This window comes from Sandaracinobacteroides sayramensis (assembly GCF_022014495.1).
GTDB lineage: Bacteria > Pseudomonadota > Alphaproteobacteria > Sphingomonadales > Sphingomonadaceae > Sandaracinobacteroides > Sandaracinobacteroides sayramense.
The window spans coordinates 105,278-130,078 of the sequence record NZ_JAKLSQ010000018.1 but is presented as its reverse complement, the minus strand read 5'-3'; the positions used below and the strand labels follow the sequence as shown (position 1 = coordinate 130,078).

The window sequence follows — 24,801 nt, the reverse complement described above, 5'->3', positions numbered from 1 at the left end:
CGCCAGCTAGCGGCAGTAAATAGATGCTTTCCCGCCTAGCCTGCTTGGCGGATCCTCTGTAGCTGTCGCGAGACTCGTCCGAATGCTTTGTTCATGCTGATCCTCTTAACCGGCGCGGCCTGGCTTCGGCGGATGATCGCCGGGATGGCTTTCCAAATGGGAGCGGCAACGCCGGATCGGCCTCGTCGAGCATGTCGCGCAGATAGTTCTGCATCCAGATCGGCAGCGTAGGCAGGCCGTCGCGCAGATCGTCGCGCAACACCTGCCCGCGTGCAGGATCGCGCAGCAGGTCGCGTATCCTGTCGGTCGCTTTCTCGGCCTGGCCAGTCTGAATCATGTCCTGCAGCCAGTGCAACGCTTGGACGATGCGCATCGCAGGCCGGCCGGCCCAGAAGAGCTTGCTCGGAGCGGCCTGCTTGAAGCGGATCTCCTGGTTACCGAGTTGGATCGATCGTAGACGCGCGTCACTCAGGACCACGACTTGGGAGGGGACGGCTGTAGTGAAACCGAGATCGTTCGCCGCTGTCAGTTCGTCGATAAGAAGGCGGGTTTGGTCGCGCCGAGCCACGGCGTCGATAATTGCGTGGGCGTCAGGCATGTTGATCCGGCCCGTCGGGTTGTTCTTGCGCGGCAGATAATAGAGGCCGCGGTCGAGGCGAGCGATGCTGTCGCTCTTGGCGAGGCGCTGCAGCACCTTGTCGACGGCGACGCGCGCGCCGAGGTCGAGAAAGTCGATCGGTGTCCATACGGCAGTCGGCGTTGCGGTCATGCGCTCCAAGACTTGCGCCTTGAGATCGGTTGTCGGTCCACGCATGTTGCACCTCGTTGTCCGAAAAATACGGTAAGTTTCGGACAAACGCAACACGTGCTTTACGTTGTCCGAAAAACGCTGTAAGTTTCGGACAAATCATCGTAGGCAGGGAGGCTGAACGTGATCCGCTCCATTCATCCGTTTCCCGCACGCATGGCGCCCGAACTGGCGCTCGAAAAACTCCAGGATCTCCGGCACAAAGGCCTTGTGCTCGACCCGATGGCGGGCTCAGGAACGGTTCTTCGCCAAGCAACCGACCTCGGCCATAGCGCCGTCGGCTTCGACATGGACCCGCTGGCCGTGCTGATGACGCGCGTCTGGACCACTTCGGTGGACGAGAAGCTTGTTGAAAGTATAGCGAACCGCGTCACCAAGCGGATCGCGGCGATCCAGCCCGACGAGATCAAGCTCCCTTGGATGGACGATGATGCCGAGACGTCCGACTTCGTCGACTATTGGTTCGCCGAACCGCAGAAAGGCGACCTGCGCCGGATCGCCTTCGTCCTCGATGAACTTGGCCGCGAACTCACCGATCCGGCGGACCAGCTTGCCATTGATCTCCTGCGGATCTCGCTTAGCCGGCTGATCATCACCAAAGACAAAGGCGCTTCCCTGGCGCGTGACGTGTCGCACAGCCGGCCTCACAAGGTTGCCGAGCAAAACGACTTTGATGTGCAGCCGATGTTCGCGCGGTCGATCAACGCTGTCCAGAAGCGCCTTAGGGATGCCCCGCCCGTCGGCGGCGCCGCCATCGGGCTTGGCGACGCGCGCACGCTTACTGCGCTCGAGGATCGCAGCATCGACGCGGTGCTCACATCGCCACCGTATCTCAACGCCATCGATTATATGCGGGGCCACCGCCTGTCGCTGATCTGGCTCGGTCATCGCCTGGGCGACCTGCGTACCATCCGGTCAAGCAGCATCGGCGCCGAACGCGCCCCCGATGCCATCGACGAAGCGGCCATCCTGATGCAGATGCAGCAGGCGATGGGCGCGGTCGACCAGCTGCCCAACAAATTCCAGTCGATGATCAAACGCTATGTTCAGGACATCAAGCGGATGGTCAGCGAGATCGCCCGCGTGCTCAAGGCCGGCGCGCACGCAACCTTCGTCATGGGCAATTCCTGCCTTCGCGGCACCTTCATCCGTAACTCGGACGCGGTCGCTACGGCCGCGCGTAACGCCGGCCTGTCTCTCGTGAGCGAGACTGAACGTCCGCTGCCACAGCGCAGTCGCTATTTGCCCATGACCAGCGACTCGCTTGGCAAACGCATGCGCACCGAGACGATCCTGACCTTCGCGCAGGCCTGATCAGGTCACCACCGTGTTGAGGTTCTGGATGAACTGCAGGCTGCCGCGATATTTGTAGAAGACGCGCGCACGGTTCTCGGCGTTGAAGAAGATTTTCACATGATGGGCCGCGGTCGGGAATTTTTTCAGCTCGAGCTGGGGATTGCCCAGCAAGCCCTTGTCACGAGAGATAGCGGTCTGATTGGCGTTATCGCCGTATCCGGCGATGCTTGACGCAGTATGTACGGCGAGCGTTCCGCCGCCGCCAGCCATGACCGCCCCGATATAATCGATCAGGAATTGGGGCAGCGCGTCATTGCCAAGCTTTGTGCGCAAGGCGTGGAGCGTAGCTATGTCGGTCTGAGCGCCCAGCACGATCTGATCGAGCTCGGCATCGAAATCGAAGATCCCGAATGACATCTCGCCCTTGTCGAGCACCACCGTTGCTTTATCGATGCTCGAATCCGACGCGACCGCCACCTTGCTGTCGCCAATCCACACCGGCGAACCAAGGCTGCTCTCGACGGTTTGCAAGGCGAGGCGGTGAAACACAAAACAGCGATGCCAATCTGCGTAGAGCTGCGTCAGAATGGTGAGTTCGAAATCCTTAAGGTAGGCGCCGCGAGCGCCAAACATCCGCGCGCGCTGGATGTACGTATCTTGCTGCAGCTTGTGCTTCACGTCACGAGTGAAGAACATAGACAGCAGATTGGGAAAGGTCACGCCGCGCGAGACGATGTTGCCGCCGATGATGATCGTGAACGGCGAGCTGGGCTCGGTCGCACTTTCCCCAGCAGCCTTGCGATCGCGCTCGCTGTTCAGCACCACTAGGCTCGCACGCGACGCATTCTCCACCACATAAGAGGTGAGCTGATCGGCGTCGACTGCGGGGTAAAGGTTCTGCGCGGCGGCATGGACGCGCATGACGAGGTCGTCGAAGGCATCGTTATCGGTTTCGGTGAGCGCGTGCACCGCCTCCTCGATAGTGATCCGATCGATTTCGTGATCGAGCTTCCGCCCGCTGGTATGGACCAGCATGGTGAAGTTCTCTTCCTTGTCGTTAACGACGGTGTTCATATAGGCGGCGGTGACGAGAAAGCGGACCAGAGCATCGCGCGCATCCTGCGGATTGCCGCCCTGCTGCAAATAGACGAGCCGATAGGGCGCCTTCTTGTCGAGCGGGAAGAACACGTCCTGACCGGTATATTTGGCGTGTGGTGGAAAGTTCACCCACTTCTCGGTGTCGTTCTGGAACGTGTTGTTGAGGTCCAGCCGGGCGGGTGTTGCCGTGACTCCGACGTAAATGCCGCCGTTGCTGATCAGCTGGCCGACGAGATTGTTGATCGTGGTCTTGGTGCCCTGGTTTACCTTCGCATTCGGAGTAGCATAATCGGCCTCGTCATCGATCACGACGACTTTGCCTATATCCTTGATCCGCTCGATCAGCTTCTCGAGGTCGCGCGCATTCTTCTTACAGAACACCACAAGCTCAGGCGGGTTTTGCGCCGGCGCGATCTGCAAAAGCTCGGACAGGTTCTTTGGCGCTGGCGCGAGCCCGGATGCCTTAAAGCGGCGAAGGTTCTGCGACAGCAAATCAACGCTGTCATTCATGAGGTGGACAATGATCTTATGGCCAGCGTCGAGCAGCTTGGCGGTCAGGCAGATCATCATCTCGGTCTTGCCACTTTGCGGCTCGCCGTAGATGACCAGCGCGCCATTCGCCGCTGTGGTCAAGTTCTGAATCGCTCCCTCGACAGCGGCCTCGATGCTGCCGGTTGCGATGTCATCACCCTTCAGGCGTTCCAGCTGCTTCTCGTAGCGATTGGCGAGCTTTGCCTTTGCCTTGTACTTGGCAAGATCCAACAAGTTCGACACCCCCGTCCCCGCGATGCGTCTTCACCACCCAAGATAGAACTTCAGGTGCAGAAATCGAGCATCAACTTTATCCAATTCGCTTAGTTCAATCCGATCGATAGACGTGGACTTCCGCGGGCGGCTCTCCGATGTGGGTGCCGCCGGACAAGTCGACGTGGACGCGCGCAGGCGGATCGCTTGGGTCGCGCTTGTCGAACTTCACGGCCAGGGTAACCGAGCGCTGTCCGCTCAGAATCGCGTTGACGATGTCACCGAGAACGGTCGACTGCGCCGTGTGCTGCCGATCCAGCCTTTCGACACGAGATAGATGAAGCCGGTATTGTCGAGATGACGCCCCGCATTGTCGAAGGTCAGCTGCCGGCCCTGACGCGGCCCGAGCGTCGTAGGATGCTGTTCGAGAATCCGCCAATAGTCGATCGGGAGATACATGCCGCGAATGAGTTCAGGCTTGTCAGGCTCGAACACAACACGTGGACAGAATTTCAGAAAGAAGGGGTTCTCGTTGAGCCGGAAGCCGTTCGGCTCGGCGTTTCGCGCGACCTCACCCAACAGGTTCAGCGCGGAATCCATCCGCGCGATTTCCTTGGTGAGATCGTCCTTGGGAAAGCGGAACACCGCTCCGGAATGTTCCTGCTCCATCGCCTTGTACTGGACGCAGACAAAAGAATGGAAGCTGTGATTATAGTAGATGAGGTCGACCCCGAGCGTCTCCTCGAGCCGCTGATGATTGGCGTGCAAGAGGATGAGCCGTGTGTCGTCATTCTCGAAGCGCAAGGCCCCGAACTTGGTCTGGTCGAGCCGCTCGAATCCCGGAACGACCGGATCATCGTGTCCTCGCGGAGTGGCACCGCATTGAGCCCGTTAAGGAAGGAAGCTGTTCGGGCCCGCTCGGAGGGGTTCCAGGCGAGACTGGCTTCGCGTTCGCCTTCGTCAAAACCGGCCAACCTCAAGGCGGCGGCGACAGCTTCATGCTCGAGCGCCATCGTCTCGCGCTCGGTTGCCGACATCTCATCAATCACCCGTTCGCGGTAGGGTACCAAGCGCTCGATCGCGTCGCGAACCTCATCGAACGCGTTGACCAGTATGTCCTGAACAACCGCCCACTGCTTGACGGTGATGAGTCCGCCATCTTCGAACACACTGCGTAGCCGATCAAGCAGCGCGACGGGAAACAAGCCCAGAAGCTCCTCGATGGCGATTGGCGCATTGAGCGCCACCGTACGCATCAGGTTGAGCTGGCGTCGGCTGGTCGCCGAAGTTCGCCCTCGCTTTGCTCGAGAGACGTGCGTGATGAAGCCAGGGGATAGCGACAGCAAGGCAAGCAGCCGATCGCGGGACGGTACACTGAATGATGGGACCGATTCCGCAAACTCCATGTCGTCGTCGGCATAGGCAGCAAGCTCGTCCGCGCGAGACGAATCGGTGATGAGCAAGACATAGCCTGCCGTTTGGATCATATGGCCTTGGCACTCCTCCCAATTCTAGGCCACAACCTTAAGCGACGCCCCCCCTTGGTGCTACTCGCCATCGTCGCTTCGCTGGTCGATTTTTTTGCAGGCTCGCGAACGTATATCCCGGCACGCTTCTTGTCTGATCAACATAGCCGATCGCCTCTTTCTCGCTCGGGCTAGCCGCCAGACGCGGCTGCCGACCGACCACAGAAGCTCAACAAGCCGTATCTCGGCGCCAAGCCTTGCGACGTCGGTTGCGTCAACAGTCGCGAACCAAGTTTGCAGTATGTCCATCCGATTAGGATCCCTATGCTGTTGGCAACCGGAGCGGTGGCTGCCGTAGTTCTCCCCCAAAGCGGCACCGGCGATTTGCGGTTGACATGCGGAAGGGATGCGGAATGGTTGCGGAGTCTATGGGGAGCACTTTCGGAGCAGCGTTCGGGGCATTGGTGAAGCGCAAGAGGAGGGTGCAGGGACTAACCCAGCTGCAGCTTGCCGAGGACGCTTTTGGGACAGGTGCCAAGGTCCGTCGCATTAGCGAGATCGAGAACGGCTTAGTCGCCGACCCGCAACCCAGGACCATCGACCCGCTAATCGTGGCCTTGGGCATTACCGAGGAGGAACTAGACGCCTGCGCCGCCTCAGCGCCATGGCAGCCGGATCCCGAACTGGAGCTCGCGTACCGCCATGCGCGTGCGCTTCTTGAGGCTGCAGCCGCCAGGTTCGAGCTCGCGCGACCGAACGCCTCGCTCGCCGAGATCGAGGACCACCTGCGCGAGAAGGCGGTCGAGTGGCACGGGCTGCGCGGCCGGATCGAGGAGATCGACGCCGTGGAGGTCGGTGTGGGCCGCCTTCGCGATGAGGCTTTGGTGGCTTTGAGCGGAGGCGATCTTGACGCCGTCGACCGTTTGCTGCTCAAGGCTGAGGAGATGCATCAGCGGGAGCGTACCCTGGTGGAGGTCGGCCGTCAGTCGGAACTGCGCGTCCTTCGGGGTGACGCGGCGCTCGTGGCGGATGACGGTGACCGAGCCTTCGCGATGTACCGCGACGCGGCGCGGATGTTCGATCCGTTCGAGCCGGAACTCGGGGCGGACCTCCTCGCCATGCTGGCGGGCAAGGTCTACGAGACTTCTCGCCGGTCGCTAATAGACAAGTTCGGCGTTGCGCGCCGACTGCTCGACGAGCTCGCTGCCCATCCCTTCGTCGCCGCCGACCCGGTCGAGGGCGCGATCGCCGATTACAGACGCTCGTTGATCTACAACAGGGAGGGGGTGCACGACCCCTCTCGCATCGACGAGGGGCTCGTCCGGCAGGCTCTGGCATTCGCGGAGTCGGCGGTCGGGGCGTTGCCGTCCGAGCAGGAGCCGGACTTCGCGATCTACTCGCGGATCCAGGTCGGGAATGTGCATCTGTCGCTCGATCGCGTAGAGCCGGACGCTGGACACCGTGATCGCGCCCTCGAGGCCTATGGCCCCGCCTTACTTATGGCTGAGGAAGAACTGCCGAAGCTGGTCGCGACCGTCCACAACAGCATGGGGGCCGTACACATGGCTCAGCGCCGCGGTGAGACGGAGGACCAGCGACGGAAGTCGCTGAAACTCGCCCTCGAGCAGTTCGGCCTAGCAGTGGCTTCGGCCGAGGATCATTACGTAGTCGAGCTCTGGGGATCGGCGCGGCTCAACCGTGGCTTCGTCTTGGCGGAACTCGCGCAGGACTTCGAGGGTGATCCTGGCAGGCGGCGATTCCTGCGCATGCGGGCCTGCGCGGAGTTCGACGCTGCGATCGAAGCGTATCCCGAGTTGCTCTTCCCCGATCAGTTTGGGGAGGCGAACCGCGGGCTGGCGACGACCCTGTCGACGATGGCGTTAGAGGACCGTGGACTGCTTGCAGATCAGAATATGTCTCGCGCGCTTGAACGATTGGCGCTGGCGACCCAGTACTTCGGGAGACTCCGGCACCCGCTTCGCTGGGCCGAGCTCCATGTGCACGCTGGAGGTCTCTTCGCGGAACGAGCGCGACGGGCCGCCATGGCCGGCGTTGATCCCGCCGATGATATCGCGCAGGCCAAGCGCTGTTTCGAGGGGGCGGCCGAGACGTTTGACCTAAGCGGCGAAACTAATGCCGCCGCTTCCTGCATGGCGACGGTAGCTGACATTGATCGAATGGTGCGCGAGGCGGCAGGTGGAGACCCTCGGTGAGGTTGCAACCCACTCTCAACGGCGGTTTGAGAGCGGCCGCATTCAAGATAACGCATGACTAAGCTCCGGCGCAAACAAGACAGCGAAGCGGCTGATTGTAAGTCTGCACAGATTAACGAGCGTCCGCTTTCGAGGTAGATCGCTTGAAAGTTGCCAGTTCGCAAGCGGCTCATTGCCGTCGTGGGGAGTGCCTGAATGTATGGCAACTATCGACGAGCTAATCCGAGGCAGGGAATGACGGCAATGTCGGCGAGAACCGACATTTGCAGGACCAGCCAGTCCTCCAGCACGAGCGCGCCGATCGCCTGCGGAAAAACCTGCTCTTCGGATGCGCCGATCGGGGAGTGTATCGACCGATGCGTAGCGGGATGAGTGGCGATGCCTGGTGAGGCACTCCCATTGCAGGCAGGCAAAAGTAACAAAATTCACCTATAAGTCACTAATTTGACCTTTAGCGGAAGCTCACTGCCTCTCCCGGTTGCGCGCCCGGAGTCATACGCCCATAATCCCTCATAGATCGCGCCCAGCATCAACAGGCCGTCAGTCACTAGGCGTTTGTGGCCACTAGCAGAGCGACCGGGCACATATAAATCGGAGGATGGAATGAGTGAAATTGAATCGAGGCCGAAAGCTCTACACGCTCACATTCGAGTGATGAACGGTTGGCGACCGTTGTGACTTGGATGAAGAACGACTGCGACAAGTGCTTCCTAGAGGGCAAATGTCCAGGAACGGCCACGGCGAAGCAAGATGCTGAAGGCTGAAATGAGTTAAGGGATCGACAGGGAGATGCCTGGGGAGCCGTCTGATCCGCTTTTGCCGGATTCAGCAAAAAGCGGCAGTAAACTGCCGCCGCTGGTGACCCCTACGGGCACCCGGTTGCCGTGGCAAGGTGTTGAGTTTACTTCAATATTTGCTCGAAGCAGGTGCCGCATACCATCACAAGTGCCAACTGTCCAGTGGGATTGCTTGGGGCTGAATGATACTGCCGGGAAGCCAAACGGCGGCGTGTGTATGAGTGATCCGTTGGTGGTTGAAACCATCCGGCGGCCACGATATTCATAGTGGGCTGGCGTGTGCTGCGTGCGCCCGGGCATCCTGCTCGAATACGGAGAACGGTTGATACGTTTTTCGGGAGTGCGTTGCAGCATGAAAGCCTTGCGTTCGATTTCGCCAGACAATGGCGTGATTTCATTTCCTCGTCGGTTTGTGAACGGCGCCTTTTTGGGCGGGGGCAAGCCTGTTGGCGCGGCCCCGTTGGCGCGTTGCGCCGCCAGCGCGTCGCGCGTTTTCCACCGAGCATCAAAGGGGAGCGATCATGGCTAGAGTTTTCGAGACGCTGCTTGCGAGCGACTTCACCGCGCGGTCGGATCGACCGCTTGATCGGGCACTTCAGGTTGCACGCGAAAAGAACGGCAAGCTGGTCATCGCGCATGTGCTGGAGAAAGGCGACGGCGATCCCGATCCCGCGACTGTCGAGCGACTGCGCGCGGACCTGCCGCAAGAGGCGCGGGATGCGGAGCTTGTGGTGCTGACCGGATCGGCGCCCAAAGTGTTGACCCAACTTGCGGCGGAGCGCGGCAGCGATCTGATCGTAGCCGGCGTCGCCCGCTACAACAGCATCGGCGACTATATGCTAGGCACGGCGGTCGATCATATCGTGCGCAACGCGGAGGCGCCGGTGCTGGTCGTGCGCGCCCGGGCGACCGGCCCCTACACGCATATGGTCGTTGCCACCGATCTGTCCGATTGCTCGCGCGCGGCCCTTCTCACCGCCGCCGGGCTTTTCCCTGATGCGGCCATCACGCTCATCCATGCTTTCCATGTTCCCTATGAGGGCTGGCTCAAGTCGGATGACGTCAAGCAGGAGGTTCGGGCGGAAGCCTGGGAAGGCCTCGATGCCTTTCTTGCTCATGCGGACGTTTCACCCCTGAGCGCGCGCATCAAGGCGCTGGCCGAGGAAGGCGAGACGGGTGGCGTGATCCTCGGCCAACTCAAGAGCACTGGTGCGGACCTTCTCGTGCTCGGCACGCATGGCCGCAGCGGCTTTTCCCATGCGACCATCGGCAGCCAGGCCGAGGCGTTGCTGGCGGCCGCGGATGTCGATGTGCTGATGGTGCGCGAACACAAGGCATGACGATGAACAAGGTGCGTCCATCCATCCTGCGCGATTTCCTGCGCAGCGAGGCGGCAGGCGGCATCCTGCTGATGCTCGCCGCCGCGCTCGCCATGCTGGTTGCCAACAGCCCGCTGGCGGACAGCTATTTCCATAGCCTCCACGTCTATGTGGGGCCGCTGTCGCTACTCCACTGGATCAATGACGGGCTGATGGCGCTGTTCTTTCTGCTCGTCGGGCTGGAGATCAAGCGCGAGTTCGTCGGCGGCCAACTATCGAGCTGGTCGGACCGTGCCTTGCCGATGATCGCGGCGGCGGGCGGCATGGCGGTCCCGGCTCTGGTTTATCTGGCGATCGCGGGCTCGACGCCGGGATTGGCGCGCGGCTGGGCGATTCCCGCTGCAACCGACATCGCCTTCGCCATCGGGGTGATGGCGCTGCTTGGCAAACGCGTGCCGACCTCGCTCAAGCTGTTCCTCGTTACCGTCGCCATTGTCGATGACATGGGCGCGGTGGCGATCATCGCGCTGGCCTATACCGACGACATCAACGGCCTTGCTCTGCTGGCCTCGCTGGGGATCATGGGCGGGATGCTCATGCTCAACCGCATGGGCGTGTCGCGGCTCGCACCCTATCTCGCGCTCGCAGCGCTGCTGTGGCTGGCGGTCCTGCTATCGGGTGTCCACGCCACCATTGCGGGCGTGCTGAGCGCTATGTTCATTCCCATGCGCGCGGGCCCATCCGCGCCGGAAGGAAAGGAATCACCGCTCCATCGTCTCGAACATGCGCTCCAGCCCTGGGTCGCCTATGCCATCGTGCCGATTTTCGGCTTTGCCAATGCGGGCGTGTCCTTCGCCGGCATCGGTGTGGAGCATTTGTTGGCGCCCCTGCCGCTAGGTGTTGCGGCTGGCCTGTTCCTCGGCAAGCAAATCGGCGTATTCGGCGCTTTGTGGGGTTGTATCCGCCTCGGCCTGGGGCCAAAGCCGGCCAACGCCAATTGGGTGCAGATCTATGCCGTCTGCATGTTGTGCGGCATCGGCTTCACCATGAGCTTGTTCATTGGTGGTCTCGCTTTCACCGATCCGCTTCTAATGGATGAAGTGAAGATCGGCGTGCTTGGCGGCTCGCTGCTGTCGGCAATCACCGGCTTCCTCATCCTGCGCATGGCGGACAAACCCAAGACCGCAGCGATCCGGGGAGCAGCACATTCCTGATGAGCTGATGTCATGGCTGGAAGCGGCGTTGCTTGGCGTCGTGCAGGGACTGACCGAGTTCCTGCCGATTTCGTCCAGCGCGCATCTGCGGATCGTGGGCGAGTTCCTGCCTTCGGCAACCGATCCGGGAGCCGCCTTCACTGCAATTACGCAGATTGGCACGGAAGCGGCCGTGTTGCTCTATTTCCGCCGGGACATCTGGCGCATTGGCTCCGCCTGGTTGCGGTCTCCGCTAGGCAAGCGACGGGAGGAAGCCCCGGACGTGCGCTTGGGCTGGCTAGTCATCCTCGGCACGCTGCCGATTGCCATCCTGGGGCTGGTGTTCAAGGACTGGATCGAAGGATCGCTTCGCAACCTCTACATCACCGCCTCGATGCTCATCCTGTTCGGCATCCTGCTGGGCGCGGCCGATCGGTTCGGCCTGCGGAAGCGCGAGCTGTCCGGCATGACGCTGCGAGACGGCATCCTGCTCGGCTTCGCGCAGGCGATGGCGCTGGTGCCCGGCGTGTCGCGATCGGGCGGGACGATCAGCATCGGCCTGCTGCTCGGCTACACACGCGAGGCGGCGGCGCGCTATTCCTTCCTGCTCGCCATTCCGGCGGTGCTAGCCTCCGGCTTCTACCAGCTTTTCCGGCATTGGGGCGAATTCGGGCCGTTCGGTTTCGGGGAAACCGCGCTCGCGACAGCGATTTCCTTCCTTGTCGGCTATGGTGTGATCGTTGCCTTCCTGCGGATCATCTCCAGCTACAGCTTCATGCCGTTCGTCTGGTATCGCGTGGCAGTAGGAAGCCTGCTGCTGATCCTGATCGGTTTCGGTATCCTGTCACCGATCTAGCCGGCCTCCGTGCGATGGATCGTTCGCAAGCGTGCCAAGCCGATCGCGCTTGCGAAGCTTCGTCAATCGCTGAGCCTACAGCCAATTGGCGCATGTGTTTACTGGCTCCCAAAATGCTTAAGGCAAAGGCAAGGTCAGCTACTATATGCTACCGATAGATTTGGTGACGGACGGCTTACAGACACAAAATGCGAAAATGGTTCATCAAGCACGCCCCCAACAGGGATGCCCTGCTTAAAAGCCGCTGGCTTGCGCCTGTCGCATCCCGTCTCGCACCATCGTCGATCTGGCAGTTCGACCGGCGCAGCATCGCCCGAGGCGTGGCTCTCGGATTGTTCGCAGGTTTCCTGTTGCCGTTCGGCCAGATCGTGCTGGCGGCGCTTCTTTCGGCTTCGGTGCGCGCGAATGTCCTGATCGCCAGCGCGGCAACGCTTGTCACCAATCCGCTGACCTTCCCGCCAATCTACTATGCCGCCTATCGAATCGGAACATTCTTGCTCGCTATGTTCAGTAGCCAGGACATCGCGCCCGATACATCAAGCACAATGACATCGGGCATGTGGTCATCGTTGAGCACCACGTCTATTGCCACATTTGTCGGGCTGCTCCTTTTCGCGATCCTGTCCAGCCTCCTTGCTTTCGCGACAGTGCATTTGTTCTGGCGCCTCTCGCTGGTCTGGCGCTGGCATCGTCGGCGCAAAGCTGTCGGAGTTGAACCACTCCGTTGATTAGCGGCCGCCTATCGGCATGCTGTCCCGCCTGCTCGCGAGATCATTCGGAACCTGTCCATTTGGCTACGACCGAAGCCGATGCCGCCTCTGCAACCGGACCGCCTGCGTCGGGGATACGGGATGGCTTGTGATGGACGCAAAGCACGGTCAGGAAATGCGTCGTTCCCTCGTGCTCGACCGCTAATCGGTCCCCTGGCGACGGCAGCGAAAGGAAATCGAAGCTGCCCCAATCCTGGGATTGGTCCTTGTAGGAACCACGTTCCACCAACAGTTGAGCCGTGGCCATCCTTCCCCTTTCGTCAATATCCGCCTGCGGTGAATAGAGCATCTTGTCCCATGTTCTGCCGAACATCGCAATCACAAGAAGCCCGATAGCACTTGGGTTCGGAAGGTCGGCGCGGTAGTGACCGCACCGGATCGAAGCGCCCGGAGAACAGGAATGAGAGTCGTCATCTGCGGCGCAGGTCAGGTCGGCACGACCATTGCCCGCCATCTTGCAACGGAAGGCATCAACGTCACCGTCATCGACATCGACCCGGAGCAGGTGCGGCGCGTCGATGAAAGCTATGACGTGCGCGGCGTCATCGGCCATGCTTCGCATCCCGCGACGCTGCAACAGGCCGGCGCACGCGACGCCGACATGCTGATTGCCGTCACCCGCTCAGACGAAGTGAACATGGTCGCCTGTCAGGTGGCCTATTCGTTGTTCAACGTAAAACGCCGGATCGCGCGGCTTCGCCATGCCGGCTATCTCGCGCAGGACAAGACGGGCCTCTATGCGGCCGAGCATCTTCCCATCGACATCATCATAGCACCCGAGATCGTGATCGCGGAGGGCATCGCGCACCGGCTGCGCACGCCCGGCGCCTTCGACAAGGTGCCGATGGCCGGCGGCCTCGTCGAGTTGCTCGGCATCCACACCGGAACGTCGAATTGCTCCGTCGTCGGCCAGCGCTTTGCCGAAATCGCCGAGAACCATCCCGATGGCGGCATGTCGATCCTTGCGATCGTCCGGCATGGACGCTGCTTCGTGCCAGATAGGGACGACCGGCTGGAGATCGGGGATGATGTCTATGTCCTTGCCCGCAAGCACCAGGTCGATGATGTCATGGCCGCTTTCGGCCACCATGAGCGGGTGGCGAAGCGGGTCGTCATCGTCGGCGGCGGCAATGTGGGCCTTCACCTCGCCAAGCGTGTGCGGCGGGAATCCCCTTCGGTCGATATCAAGCTGATCGAGCGGGACAAGGAACGCTCCGAAGAGGTGGCGCGCGAACTGGGCGGCGCAACTATCGTCATCCAGGGCGACGCGCTCGATCGGGATTTGCTGGAGGAAGCGCAGATCGGATCGGCCGAAACCATCGTCGCCGTCACCAATGACGACGAAACCAATATCTTCGTTTCGGTCCTCGCCAAGCAGGCTGGATGCAAGCGGGCCATAACGCTGGTCAACAAGCGCACCTATGAAAGCCTCATCCCCACGCTCGGCATCGACGCCGTGGTAAGTCCCAGCGCCGTTACCATCTCGACTGTGCTGCGGCATGTGCGGCATGGGTCTATTCTGGCATTATACACCTTGCGCGAGGATTTTGGCGAGGTGGTGGAAGCGGAGATCACGGAAGACTCGCGATTGCTGCGCCGACCTCTGGGCCACCTCGGCTTGCCGGCGGGCATGAAGATCGGCGCCGTAGTGCGGCAAGGCGATGTCCTGATACCCGATGACGAAACCTTGCTCGAAGCGGGCGATCATGTGGTGGCGCTCGTAACCTACAGCCACCTGCGATTGGCCGAAGCGCTGCTTGGTGCCGCTCGAAGGCCCTTTGCGTGAGTGACGTGCTGGCTAGGCAACAGGCAATCGGATCGCCGTCCGTGCCGGGAATGCGGCCGATCCTCTATCTGATCGGCTTGGTTCTCCTATCCACGGCGGGGATGATGATCTTCCCGATGGCCGTGGACATCTATTACGCCAACAGGGATTGGCAGTCCTTTGCCGTCGCGTCCGGCCTGTCGGCGGTGATCGGCGCCGGACTGCTCTACGGTGGCCGGAAATCGCTGAACGCCGGACTGACCTTGCGGCAGGCGTTTCTGCTGACGCCGCTGAGCTGGCTGAGTGTCGCGGCGGTCAGCGCGCTGCCCTTCTTCTTCTCCGATTACGGCATCGTCAGCCGCAGCGCGGCGGATTCCTTCTTCGAGGCCGTTTCCGGCATCACGACCACCGGCGCCACGGTCATTTCCGGCCTGGAGCAAGCGCCGCCGGGCATGCTGCTGTGGCGGTCGCTGCTGCAATGGATGGGCGGCATCGGCATCATCGCCACCGCCATCGCCATCCTGCCGGCCCTAGGCATCGGCGGCATGCAGCTTTTCCGCACCGAATCCTCCGACCGCTCCGAGAAGGTCATGCCGCGCGTGCGGCAGATCGCGACCGCGATCGGCAGCGTCTATCTCGGCCTCACCATTCTGGCGGCGCTCGTCTATTGGCTGGCCGGCATGCGGCCGTTCGATGCAATCGCCCATGCCCTGACCTCGATCGCAACCGGCGGCTATTCCACATCGGACGGCTCATTCGGCACCTGGGAAGCCAACGGCATCCAGTGGTTCGCGGCCGCTTTCATGCTTTCGGGCAGCATCCCCTTTGTCCTCTATGTCCGGTTCCTTGCCGGCGACCGCAAGGCTCTATTTGATCGGCAGGTGCGCACGATGCTGGGCTTCCTGGCGCTGGTGATCCTGTTGCTCGGTTCCTGGCTTGCCCTTTCGGGCCAATATGCGGTCGAGCCGGCGTTCCGTCACGCGGCGTTCAACGTGGTGTCGGTGGTGACGACGACCGGCTATGCGACCGCCGACTATATGCTGTGGGGCAATGCCGCGATCGGCCTTTTCTTCGGCCTCATGTTCGTCGGCGGCTGCACCGGCTCGACATCGGGCGGCATCAAGATTTTCCGGTTCGAGGTGATGGCGATCATGCTCAAGGCGCATTTCCTGCGCCTGCTCTATCCACGCGGGGTCTTTCCGCGCTCCTATGGTGAGCGGTCGCTGGACGATGAGGTTGTCGGTTCGGTCGTGGCCTTCTTCGCCGTGTTCTTCCTCTGCTACGCCGCGCTCACCATCGCGCTCATGGCGCTGGACCTCGATTTCCTGACCAGCGCCAGCGGCGCGGTCACAGCACTATCCAATGTCGGCCCTGGCCTTGGCGACATCATCGGCCCGGCGGGCAATTTCGGGCCGTTGCCGGACGGCGCCAAATGGCTGCTGTCCCTCGGCATGCTGCTGGGCCGTCTGGAGCTGTTCACTGTCCTCATCCTGTTCCTGCCACGCTTCTGGCGGGGCTGAGGATAATCAACATGAGAACGCGTTCAATTTCCGTCCTGGGTTCGCGCTCTAATCCTGATTGTGCATCGCACAGGCTGTTTCGCCTCGACTGCCTCTTGCTCGCAAGCGTCGATGACTTCGCGATTGTCGCGCCGCATCTCGGCGGCGTCGGCGATGGCCTGCCAAGCTGCCGGGCTGTCAGCCTTCATAATCCGGCTTCCCGATTCCCATAGCGTCGGTTCGCCCACCGTGCGCGCGGCAATGCGTTCGGGTAAGTGCCAGCTTGCCGGCGCGGTGCGTGCGATGAAGCCGGGAAGGAACGACCACACCACTATCCCCAAGAGCAAGCCGCTACCGCCCCACAAATGACGGTAACGGCGCTGCTCGTCGATCGTGGCGACCGTTCCCGCCAGCCGCTCCATATCCCGCGCTGCACTATCCATCCGCTCGCGGGCTTGCCGGATGGCCATGCTATCCTCCGCGCGCGCCTTGGCGGCGGCGGCCGCGATCTGCCCGGCCATCGCGTCGGGGGTGAACGTCATGGCGGGACGGCGAGCGAGCGTGTTAATCGCGTTTCGCATCTTTTCGAGAAGGTCCGCGATCTCGCCAAGCGTTTCGTTATAGTCGGGCATTTCCTCCCGTTTGGCGACAAGGCCGCGAAGAAGGGTTTCTAGAAAATCGACCTTGGCGGACAGTTCCGCAAAGGCCGCCTCCGCCGGATTGGCGTCCGGCGGCTGATCCTGTGGCGTGAGGGTTGGCAAGCTGGTGTCCATGATCGTTCCTCCTATCTGCTCATGCCAAGGTCACGGCCCCGGCCCATTTCGATGCCGACGCTGCTGGCGAGGTCATGGGAAAGCTGGCGGCCGGTCTCGAACGAAATGCCGAGTTCCTGCTTGCGCCCGCGCAGGACGGATTCCACCTGGGCGTCGCGTTCGAGGCTTTTCGCCATGCCGGCCATCTGCTCGGATACTTTGCGCGCGCCCCGGAAATCCCCGTCGCGCTGTAGCTCCTCGCGGTGCTGGCCGAGCTGCCGCCAACCTTCCACGAACCTGTCGGCGCGCTTGTCGGGATCGGTGCGGATTTCGGCTTCAAGCTGCATGGCGCGCATTGCCTGGCGGACACGGCCGCCCGCTGCATCGGACGCCAAGGCGGGATCGCGCTTGTAAGCCTGCTCCATGTCCCTCGCGGCGTGCTTGCCGGTCTGGTTCATCGCCTCGCGGGCCTTGTCGAGTTCGGCACGCTGGTGGGGCAAGACGGGCAAGCCCTTGTCCTGCATCTTCCATATATCAGCGACGGCGCGGGCGTGGCGCTGGACGGCAAGCTGCCGCACATGCTCCCGCTCGGCCTGTGCTGCCCTTGCCGGATCGGCAACAGGCGCGGGCGGCCGGAAGTCGGCGAAGATGCCGCGCGAACGCTCTGGTGCGGCCAATGCGCCCCGATCTTGCCCGCCGATGGCAAGGCGCAATCCGTCGAACATGCCGCGCGCCTTCTCCGCTCCCGCACGGACGATTTCGGTGACACGTTCGCCAAACGTGATCCCACGCTGCTCGGCGAATTGCTGTGTCGGGTCGCGGCGCTCATAGTCGCTCGCCATGTCCTTGACGCGCTCGCGGGACAGGGTGTGGACAAGGCGGGACTCGTCCTTGAAGTCGTCGCGCCCGTAGTGAACCTGCACGCCGTCCCGGTGGCGGGACATGCCGACATAGGAGCCGTGCCGGTCCATACCCGGCGTGGCGAGGACATGGGCGCGGTCCACCGTCATGCCCTGCGCCTTGTGGATTGTGGCGGCATAGCCATGATCCACATGGGCATAGTCCTTGGTGTCGAACGCGACGCTGCGGCCGTCATCGGTGCGGACCGTCATGCTCTGCTGGTTCACCTGCTCGATGGTGCCTAGCGTGCCGTTCTTGACCTCAAGCCCGCGCTCGTTGCGAAGGAACATGATGCGGTCGCCAGTGGCAAAGACGCGGTTGCCCCGCTCGGCCTTCACCAACACGTCATCGCCAAGCTGCCCCGCGTCGCGCATCCGGTCGCGCGCGGCTTCGTTCAACTCGCGCACCTCGTAATTGGTATGGGTAAGAATGATTCGCGATTGATCTGGCGCGGCGATCCGTTCGCGGTCCCACCGCTCGACAAGCTCGCCGCGCGCCTGCTCCCGCGTCTCGGTGGCATGGACCATGCCATGATCTGCATAGGCCCGGATCGCCTCGCCGGTCCTGCCGGTCGCAAGGTGGCGGGTGGCGTCGCGCTGCCAATCGTGAAGCTGGCGGCGGACCTCGGTAATCTCGACGCCGCCGTGGCGTTCGTGGATCGCGCGGAACGCCGCGCCTGCCTCGATGGCCTGCAACTGCTGGGGATCGCCCACCAGCACAACCTTTGCGCCCGCGTCGGCGGCATGGGACAGCACGCGCTCCATCTGGCGCGTGCCGACCATGCCCGCCTCGTCGATCACCAGCACATCGCGCGCGGTGAGAAGGTCGCGCCCCTGCGACCAGCCATGTTCCATGCTGGCGATGGTCCGCGACGCGATGCCCGAACCATTCTCAAGCCCTTCGGCAGCGATGCCGGACAACGCTGCGCCGCGCACCTCATACCCCGCGCGCTCCCACGCCTCCCGCGCCACGCCAAGCATCGCGCTCTTGCCGGTGCCCGCATAGCCCACCACCACGCCAAGCCCGCGCTCGCCCGTCACATGCTCGAACGCGGCACGTTGTTCGCCCGTCAACGTAAGCCCGCCCGCTTCCGCGCGGGCCAGTGCGGCGGCGCGGTCCTTCTCGTCCACGCGATGCCGTTCCCGCTCGGCCATCAACTCACTGGCGCGCTGCAACCGCTGTTCGGTTTCGATCATGTCGCGGCTGGTGAAGCGATCTTCGCCGCGCCCATCCTTGCCCAAGGCGACAAGCTCCGGCGAAGTGCGAACGGCACTCATCGCCCGGTCGAATTGCTCTTTTCCGTCCGTATGACGATGAACAAACATCGCCACGTCGCGGCGCGTGAACGTGGCCTGCTGGTGGGTGATCGCGTTGAGCGCCACGGAAGGGTCGGCAATGATGCGCTCGCCGTTCCGCTGCGCGATAGCGCGGTGATCCTCGATCCGCTCGGACTCAAGGCCGCGCTCGCCCATACGCTGCGCGGCCGGCCCAATCTTGTCTTGCGGCTCAAGCCCGATGCCCTGCGCCTCAAGGGAACGGTGATCTATGCGGGCATCAATATCCAATTCGGCAAGGCGGGTGTTCACGTGATCGGCCCACCGTTCGCGCCATTGCTCGACAAGCTCGGCGCGGTTCCAGTCGCGTTCCTTCGCGCCGAAACCCTGCTCGTTCACCTCGCGCATGGTGAGCATGACATGGGCATGGGGCTTCGCCAGCCCATCCGCGCCAATGTCCCAATGCACGTTAAGGTCGGCAATCATGCCGCGTTCGACAAACTCGGCCTGTGCGAAGTCGCGGGCCAGTTCGACGCCCTGCGCCTGCGTCATCTCGCGCGGAATGGAAAACTCGACCTCGCGCGATAGCTGCGCGTCCTTGCGCTTCTCGGTCGCCTCGACCTCGTTCCAAAGCGTTTCCCGATCCGAGAAGCGTTCGGGCGCACCTTCGGGCAAGAGGATTTCCGAATGGACGACACCCGACTTGTTGGTGAAGTCGTGATCGCGGTCCAGCCGCTCGTCGTGCAGGCGCTCGCCCGCCCGATAGGCGGCGGCTGCAACGGCGCTGCGCCCGCTGGCGCGGCCGATGACCTGAACCGAGAAGTGATAGATTGCCATAGCGGCAATCCATCTACGCCACTAAGCGCACGTCGGCACGACGTATAAGCGCGCCCTCCTCGAATAAAATCCGAGCAGGGACTAGGCGGTTCCAGAACGTCCCGACAACTCTACAGCATTACGTGCAACGATAGCCTAGAATTATTCCATTCGCAAAGAATGGAGACTGTGATGCGTAAACCCCGCGACTTTGATTTGGAATTGAAGGCGCTCGCTGACAAGGCGAAGGCGCTCAAGGAGCGGCGTGTGCGCCAGCTTGGTGAACTGGTCGCCGCGACGGGTGCCGATGCGCTTGACGCCGATCTGCTCGCGGGCATGCTGCTCGATGCCGTTGCCAGCAAAGATGCCGCGACAAGGGAGGGCTGGCGTAAAGCGGGTGCGGCCTTCTTTCGCAGCAAGCAACGCAAGCCTGCGCCGCGATCTGAACGCCAGCCGGAAGGCGCTCTACCGCTCGAAGGCGGCGCGGCATCGCATTGAGGCACGAAAGGCGCGAACCGACATGCGGGAATGGGTTGTGAAGCGCCGCGAGCGCACGCGGCAACTGATCGAATTGGGCGGCCTCGTCGTCAAGGCGGGACTGGTCGATCTGACGGACGATGATCGCGCCACGCTCTACGGCGCGTTCCTCACGGTCGCGGACAAGCTGCGAGGCGAAGAACGAACCAACGCGCTTGCCCTATGGCAGCGCAAGGGCAAGCGCGCGTTCGAGGCGGAACAGGAAGCCCGCGAGAAACCGCGTTAGGCGGCGGTCGGATCGGGCATCGGAGCAGACTTTGGTGTCGTGCAATCCGGTGGCTCCCATGCCTGCCGCACCCAAGCCTCGTTTGATCTGCTGAAAGGCGCGTCTGGTCCGTGGCAGTAATTGACGGCAATCCCTTCCCTCAAATCGACGGCGCATAGACCCGCATCACCAGCCAACAGGCGCACGGCATCAAACGGCCTGAACCAGCCGCGCAAGGCGCGTGATCGCTTTCCCGCCAAGGAATCCGTCACCATCATTATCTCGCTAAAGTGGGCGCGCGCGGCGCGATATATCCGGTCCAATGACGGGCCGGGCCTTATGTCGAAATGATAATATTCGGACGGAGCGTTCGGGTCGCATATCTCATCTGCAAGACGGGGTGGCTTGCTAGGCGGAGGCGGAAGCTCGTCCAATATATCGACCATCAAAGTGTCGGTCCCTTTCGACCGTTCGGGCTGGTCCTCCGATGGCTCCGAAACCGAGCAACCGGGAATGGAGAGCGGCACCAATAGCGCAACGTGCGCCAGCACCGAAATCAACAGGGGACCGACCACCTCCTTCCTGCCGCGCCGGTCCTCCGTCATGGCTATGCCGTCAACTGCGCCATCCGCGCGGGCGAGGATGGCCGGTCACGTCATGCACACGGTCCAACAGGGCGCGGAGCAGCGCATGGATCTGCGAGAGTGTCAGTCCGCCGTCATCGGGTTCCGGCTCCCCGAACAGGCGGACTTGGTTCCATCGGCAATAGGGCGTGAGGATCGCCGCCAGCCGCGCCATGTCGGGGCAGTCATGGCCCAATCCCGTCGCATTGGCATAGGAAAGCGACTTGGCGACACGCAGGCCGATATGACGGGCGCACCAGTCATCGGCAAAGCCCATGTCCAGCAAGTGAGAGGACAGGGCGAGTTGGGCGGTTATCCCCGCCCGATACAGGTAGCCGTGCCAGCCCGTCCGCTCGCGCTCGGCAGGAAAGAACCCCTCCGCGACATGATAGCGGCGGCGGCTCAAAGCCCGCCCCTCCTTCGTTCGGGTGATAGCGGTCGGATCGTCTCCATAATCCGCGTAGAGTGACGCCAGCGCCTCGCCCCAGGGCGAGGGCACGGCAAGCGCCGCAACGGGCGCGGCGGTCAACGCGCCCAAGAGCGCGCGGCGCGACGTGGTAGGGGCGGCATGGCCCATATGCACCTCCGTTCCGCATCCTTGGCGGTAGGACGAAAGCAACGGGACGGATGCGGCACGGTCCCGACACTCCCACGCGATTCGGGCCGTCGGATTGCCGGTTGACCCGATGGAGGGAGGGCCATTGCAGCAATATACGATACCGTTTATCATATAAACGATGGCGTATATTCAAATAAACGGTGGCGTCAACGTGTTTGGCTTGGAGATAGCAGGCATGGCCGATAGCGACGGGCTGATGGGACGCCCGCCGCTTGGAATGAAGCCGACGACAATCAGGCTATCAGCCGACACGATCCGCCGTATTGAGGCGCTGGTCGGCAACCGGCGTCTTGCTCTGTTCATCCGAGAGGCGGTTGAGAACGAATTGCAGCGCCGCGAAAGGCCGGACTCGTCCAAGGAATAGGGGTTTCCAGCGGGCCATTAGATGCCACGTCACCACCCCAATTCGGCATGTGATCCCAAGCGCACAAGCTGCAAGGTGTCATCGTCGGGCTTGCGGTAGATTAGCACCAAGTCAGGTTTGACGTGACAGTCCCGATGGTCGCGCCAGTCGCCGGTTAGCGTATGGTCGCGGTGGCGCGGTTCAAGCGGCTCGTCATTTGCCAGCGCCTCGATGACGGGAAGCAACACGGCGTCCAGCGTCTTTGCGTGCTGTCCCTTTTTCTCTCGCTTGTAGTCGCGCTTGAATTGCCCGGTGCGCTCAATCGTCCGCATTCAGGTCGGCCATCAGATCGGCAATCGTGGCGGAGCGCTTCACCTTGCCTTCGCGGGCTTCCTTCATCGCGGCAATCGTCGTTTCGTTCGGGGTCAGCGGCTCGAACGGCAGTGCCTTCTCCCGCGCAACGCGGGTCAGCATCAGGCGCACGGCATCGGAGACGGTAAGCCCCATTGCCGCCAGCACGGTTGCGGCTTCCTCCTTCACGGCTCCGTCGATTCGGGTCTGGACAAGTGCGTTCGCGGCCATGTCGATTTCCTTTCTGCATGACAATGTAATGCAACAGGCTGCCAATTGCAATTCTGCTGACTGCCGAAAGCGACTATGTTGGCGCATCTACGACTAAGTTGGCTGCAAGCGGCACTGTAGTGCCTCCCCCTCTTGCGCGGCGGGGCAAAGCGATACAGCATGGAAATGTGGCGGACGGACTGGGCGTTTTGAAAGGTCCGCCATGTCGTGCGAATCGGAATCGGGCCGGGTTCATCCGGCCGCTTCTTCTCACCGCAAACCGGCTGGTTCCGTGGCTTATTTGTCACGGTCGGCAAAGAAACGTGTAAGACTAGAGGGACGAATACCGTCCTTCGCCGCAGTCCACCGCCGTTCGCCGCAGTATGCCGCAATACGCCGCCGTTCGCCGCATCTACCTACGTTTATACTGCCGTAAGCCACATCTTCACCACATCGCTACCGCGATGCTCTTGCGGGCAGCATAAAGGTCGCCAATTCTATTCGCAGGGGAGCTTTGTCAACCGCTACCAACCGAAAGTTACCTCAATGCCCAACCCTGAAAGGATTATTCGCCTAAAGACGGTGCTGCAACGCACCGGCCTTTCCCGCTCCACCCTCTATCGCAAGATCGCGGAAGGCAGCTTCCCCCGGCAATTACCGATCAGCGTCCACGGCACCGGCTGGCACGAGTCCGCCGTGGATCGCTGGATCGCCAACCCCGCCGCCTTCCGCGAGGACCGCGCCGAGTGAGGCAAGGCCGGGTTACTCCCCGGCCTTCGCTTTCTTGAAATCACCTTTGATGACCTTCGCGCCATCGCGGAGGAAATCGAGATGATCCGACCAATGTTGCATCATGCGGACTCGCTCATCCCAATACTCGCCCCGCGTGTATGCGCGGCGCACCGCGTTGTTATCGCAATGGGCAAGCTGCCGCTCGATGGCGTCGGGGTGCCATAGGCCCATTTCGTTCAAGAGCGTCGCCGCCATCGCCCGGAAGCCGTGGCCGGTCATCTCGTCCTGGGCAAAGCCCATGCGACGCAGCGCCGCGTTGATCGTATTTTCAGACATGGGCCGATCAACTGAACGCAGCGACGGGAACAGATAGGAGCTATAGTCCGCGTCATGCTCGATGGTTTCGAGGATCGCCAGCGCCTGCCGGGACAGGGGGATGCTGTGGATGCGCCGCATTTTGGTCTTGTGCGGGGGGATCGTCCAAAGCGCCTTGTCGAAATCGAAGTCGGTCCATTCGGCAAAGCGAAGTTCGCCGGGGCGCACAAAGACATGGGGCAAGAGGCGTAGCGCCGCCTTGGTGTTCGGGTGCCCCTCGAACACCTCTATGGCGCGGAGCAGGCCCCCCGCTGCATTGGCGTTCGTGATCGCTGCACGGTGAACAGGCTGGGGTGCAATGAGCGCGCCGCGAAGATCGGCGGCAACGTCACGTTCGGCGCGGGCCGTTGCGATGGCATAGCAGAATATCTGGCTGCACGTGCTGCGAAGCCGCTTCGCCGTCTCGTAGCGGCCTTTGCCCTCCATCTTGCGAAGCATGACAAGAAGCTCTTGCGCGGAAATGGAGGCGATAGGGCGCTTGCCGATGGACTCGTTGATGAAGTCCAGCAGCCAACGCAGTTTCTTCATGGTGACGGCGGAGCGGCCTTCACGCTCGACCTTCACAAGCCATTCGTCGGCAACGGCCTTGAAGCTGTTGGATGCGGCGACCGCCGCCGCGATCTTTTCCAGCTTGATCCGCTCGGCCGGATCGTCGCCGCGCGCCAATATCTTGCGGGCCGCGTCGCGCTGCTCGCGGGCTTCTGCAAGGCCGGTGTCGGGATAGACGCCAAAGGCAAGCGTCTTTTGCTTGCCAAGGTGGCGGTAGTTCATGCGCCAATAGCGCCCGCCATTGGGGGTCACATACAGAAACAGCCCGTCGCCATCGGTGAGTTTATAGGGCTTTGCACGGCCCTTGGCGTTTTTGATCGAAACAGCGGTAAGCGCCATGATGGTATCTCCTTTTGGGGGAGGACCGCGCTGCCATCAAATATACCATCAAGATGGTGGTATCCGGTGGCACTCGGCCGCTCCGTATGGGATACCTATACCACAAAAAACCGCAGAAATCAGCCAGTTATGGCATCTTCTGGAACCCTCTGGGAGAGGATTTTGGTGACCCCTACGGGACTCGAACCCGTGTTTTCGCCGTGAAAGGGCGACGTCCTAGACCGCTAGACGAAGGGGCCGCACTTGCGGGAGGCGGCCGATTAGCGGGCGCATGGCAGCACGTCAAGGCCTCACTGCCGTATCCAAATGCCTTGCGCGAGAAACTTCGGCTTCTGTCGGGCAATATGGCCGC

At 62.1% G+C, this 24,801-nt stretch carries 25 protein-coding genes and 1 tRNA gene; 12 read left to right on the top strand and 14 right to left on the bottom strand.

The annotated features are described in order from the left end of the window. Positions 1-91 precede the first annotated feature (91 nt). Positions 92-769: a DUF6088 family protein gene (locus L6Q21_RS13530; protein WP_237831307.1), complete on the bottom strand. Its 678-nt coding sequence runs from the start codon at positions 767-769 to the stop codon at positions 92-94. A 162-nt stretch (positions 770-931) separates the two neighbouring features. Between L6Q21_RS13530 and L6Q21_RS13525 the strand changes: the two genes are divergently transcribed. After that, positions 932-2,122, top strand: a complete 1,191-nt coding sequence (locus L6Q21_RS13525) for a class I SAM-dependent methyltransferase (protein WP_237831295.1) — start codon at positions 932-934, stop codon at positions 2,120-2,122. On the opposite strand, the gene L6Q21_RS13520 is transcribed toward L6Q21_RS13525, so the two are convergent. The 3 genes from L6Q21_RS13520 to L6Q21_RS13510 form a co-directional block, all read right to left on the bottom strand. Then, a complete protein-coding gene (locus L6Q21_RS13520; RefSeq protein ID WP_237831294.1) occupies positions 2,123-3,967 on the bottom strand; it encodes a Z1 domain-containing protein in 1,845 nt (614 codons plus the stop codon). 237 nt (positions 3,968-4,204) lie between these two features. Next, the gene (locus L6Q21_RS13515; RefSeq protein ID WP_237831293.1) at positions 4,205-4,546 is read right to left on the bottom strand and encodes a hypothetical protein; all 342 of its coding nucleotides are present in this window, start codon (positions 4,544-4,546) and stop codon (positions 4,205-4,207) included. After that, positions 4,531-5,433 (bottom strand): hypothetical protein, encoded by a 903-nt coding sequence (locus L6Q21_RS13510; protein WP_237831292.1) that lies wholly within the window; start codon positions 5,431-5,433, stop codon positions 4,531-4,533. Before L6Q21_RS13510 ends, L6Q21_RS13515 begins: the two co-directional genes overlap by 16 nt. Positions 5,434-5,825: 392 nt before the next feature. On the opposite strand from L6Q21_RS13510, the gene L6Q21_RS13505 reads away from it, so the two are divergent. After that, positions 5,826-7,625: a helix-turn-helix domain-containing protein gene (locus tag L6Q21_RS13505; protein ID WP_237831291.1), complete on the top strand. Its 1,800-nt coding sequence runs from the start codon at positions 5,826-5,828 to the stop codon at positions 7,623-7,625. 770 nt (positions 7,626-8,395) lie between these two features. On the opposite strand, the gene L6Q21_RS13500 is transcribed toward L6Q21_RS13505, so the two are convergent. Continuing rightward, positions 8,396-8,806, bottom strand: coding sequence for a hypothetical protein (locus L6Q21_RS13500; RefSeq protein WP_237831290.1), 411 nt, complete (start codon positions 8,804-8,806; stop codon positions 8,396-8,398). A 62-nt stretch (positions 8,807-8,868) separates the two neighbouring features. On the opposite strand from L6Q21_RS13500, the gene L6Q21_RS13495 reads away from it, so the two are divergent. The 4 genes from L6Q21_RS13495 (at position 8,869) to L6Q21_RS13480 (ending at position 12,518) form a co-directional block, all read left to right on the top strand. Beyond that, the gene (locus L6Q21_RS13495; RefSeq protein ID WP_237831289.1) at positions 8,869-9,762 is read left to right on the top strand and encodes a universal stress protein; all 894 of its coding nucleotides are present in this window, start codon (positions 8,869-8,871) and stop codon (positions 9,760-9,762) included. Next, positions 9,759-10,955, top strand: coding sequence for a Na+/H+ antiporter NhaA (gene nhaA, locus L6Q21_RS13490; protein ID WP_418895828.1), 1,197 nt, complete (start codon positions 9,759-9,761; stop codon positions 10,953-10,955). Before L6Q21_RS13495 ends, nhaA begins: the two co-directional genes overlap by 4 nt. 7 nt (positions 10,956-10,962) lie before the next feature. After that, on the top strand, positions 10,963-11,790 hold the full coding sequence (locus L6Q21_RS13485) for an undecaprenyl-diphosphate phosphatase (RefSeq protein ID WP_237831287.1): 828 nt from the start codon (positions 10,963-10,965) through the stop codon (positions 11,788-11,790). 188 nt (positions 11,791-11,978) lie between these two features. Further along, the gene (locus tag L6Q21_RS13480; protein WP_237831286.1) at positions 11,979-12,518 is read left to right on the top strand and encodes a DUF2062 domain-containing protein; all 540 of its coding nucleotides are present in this window, start codon (positions 11,979-11,981) and stop codon (positions 12,516-12,518) included. Positions 12,519-12,561: 43 nt separating this feature from the next. On the opposite strand, the gene L6Q21_RS13475 is transcribed toward L6Q21_RS13480, so the two are convergent. After that, a complete protein-coding gene (locus L6Q21_RS13475) occupies positions 12,562-12,873 on the bottom strand; it encodes a hypothetical protein (protein ID WP_237831285.1) in 312 nt (103 codons plus the stop codon). Positions 12,874-12,960: 87 nt separating this feature from the next. On the opposite strand from L6Q21_RS13475, the gene trkA reads away from it, so the two are divergent. Beyond that, entirely contained in the window at positions 12,961-14,346 is a 1,386-nt protein-coding gene (trkA, locus tag L6Q21_RS13470; RefSeq protein ID WP_237831284.1) for a Trk system potassium transporter TrkA, read from the top strand. Beyond that, positions 14,343-15,845, top strand: a complete 1,503-nt coding sequence (locus L6Q21_RS13465) for a TrkH family potassium uptake protein (protein ID WP_237831283.1) — start codon at positions 14,343-14,345, stop codon at positions 15,843-15,845. Before trkA ends, L6Q21_RS13465 begins: the two co-directional genes overlap by 4 nt. A 23-nt stretch (positions 15,846-15,868) precedes the next feature. Here L6Q21_RS13465 and L6Q21_RS13460 read toward each other — a convergent pair whose 3' ends face one another. Together L6Q21_RS13460 and traA are read right to left on the bottom strand one after the other, a co-directional pair. Then, complete coding sequence (locus L6Q21_RS13460; protein WP_237831282.1) at positions 15,869-16,597, bottom strand: DUF6118 family protein; 729 nt, start codon at positions 16,595-16,597, stop codon at positions 15,869-15,871. A gap of 11 nt (positions 16,598-16,608) precedes the next feature. Next, the gene (gene traA, locus L6Q21_RS13455; RefSeq protein WP_237831281.1) at positions 16,609-19,587 is read right to left on the bottom strand and encodes a Ti-type conjugative transfer relaxase TraA; all 2,979 of its coding nucleotides are present in this window, start codon (positions 19,585-19,587) and stop codon (positions 16,609-16,611) included. A gap of 171 nt (positions 19,588-19,758) precedes the next feature. On the opposite strand from traA, the gene L6Q21_RS13450 reads away from it, so the two are divergent. Further along, on the top strand, positions 19,759-20,064 hold the full coding sequence (locus tag L6Q21_RS13450; RefSeq protein WP_237831280.1) for a conjugal transfer protein TraD: 306 nt from the start codon (positions 19,759-19,761) through the stop codon (positions 20,062-20,064). A 22-nt stretch (positions 20,065-20,086) separates the two neighbouring features. Beyond that, a complete protein-coding gene (locus L6Q21_RS13445; protein ID WP_237831279.1) occupies positions 20,087-20,329 on the top strand; it encodes a conjugal transfer protein TraD in 243 nt (80 codons plus the stop codon). Here the strand turns inward: L6Q21_RS13445 and L6Q21_RS13440 are convergent. Continuing rightward, the gene (locus tag L6Q21_RS13440) at positions 20,326-20,913 is read right to left on the bottom strand and encodes a hypothetical protein (RefSeq protein WP_237831278.1); all 588 of its coding nucleotides are present in this window, start codon (positions 20,911-20,913) and stop codon (positions 20,326-20,328) included. The genes L6Q21_RS13445 and L6Q21_RS13440 overlap by 4 nt on opposite strands. Positions 20,914-20,923: 10 nt before the next feature. Beyond that, positions 20,924-21,508, bottom strand: coding sequence for a hypothetical protein (locus L6Q21_RS13435; RefSeq protein WP_237831277.1), 585 nt, complete (start codon positions 21,506-21,508; stop codon positions 20,924-20,926). Between the two features lie 160 nt (positions 21,509-21,668). Here L6Q21_RS13435 and L6Q21_RS13430 point away from each other — a divergent pair, with 160 nt between their 5' ends. Next, the gene (locus L6Q21_RS13430) at positions 21,669-21,914 is read left to right on the top strand and encodes a hypothetical protein (protein ID WP_237831276.1); all 246 of its coding nucleotides are present in this window, start codon (positions 21,669-21,671) and stop codon (positions 21,912-21,914) included. 29 nt (positions 21,915-21,943) lie between these two features. Here L6Q21_RS13430 and L6Q21_RS13425 read toward each other — a convergent pair whose 3' ends face one another. Further along, positions 21,944-22,225 (bottom strand): type II toxin-antitoxin system YafQ family toxin, encoded by a 282-nt coding sequence (locus L6Q21_RS13425; protein ID WP_237831275.1) that lies wholly within the window; start codon positions 22,223-22,225, stop codon positions 21,944-21,946. Then, positions 22,212-22,475, bottom strand: coding sequence for a type II toxin-antitoxin system RelB/DinJ family antitoxin (locus tag L6Q21_RS13420; protein ID WP_237831274.1), 264 nt, complete (start codon positions 22,473-22,475; stop codon positions 22,212-22,214). Before L6Q21_RS13420 ends, L6Q21_RS13425 begins: the two co-directional genes overlap by 14 nt. Before the next feature lie 525 nt (positions 22,476-23,000). Here L6Q21_RS13420 and L6Q21_RS13415 point away from each other — a divergent pair. Then, on the top strand, positions 23,001-23,204 hold the full coding sequence (locus L6Q21_RS13415; protein ID WP_237831273.1) for a helix-turn-helix transcriptional regulator: 204 nt from the start codon (positions 23,001-23,003) through the stop codon (positions 23,202-23,204). Between the two features lie 12 nt (positions 23,205-23,216). On the opposite strand, the gene L6Q21_RS13410 is transcribed toward L6Q21_RS13415, so the two are convergent. Next, positions 23,217-24,449, bottom strand: a complete 1,233-nt coding sequence (locus tag L6Q21_RS13410) for a tyrosine-type recombinase/integrase (protein ID WP_237831272.1) — start codon at positions 24,447-24,449, stop codon at positions 23,217-23,219. A gap of 163 nt (positions 24,450-24,612) precedes the next feature. Then, positions 24,613-24,688: transfer RNA gene (locus tag L6Q21_RS13405), tRNA-Glu, on the bottom strand. Positions 24,689-24,801: the final 113 nt, after the last annotated feature.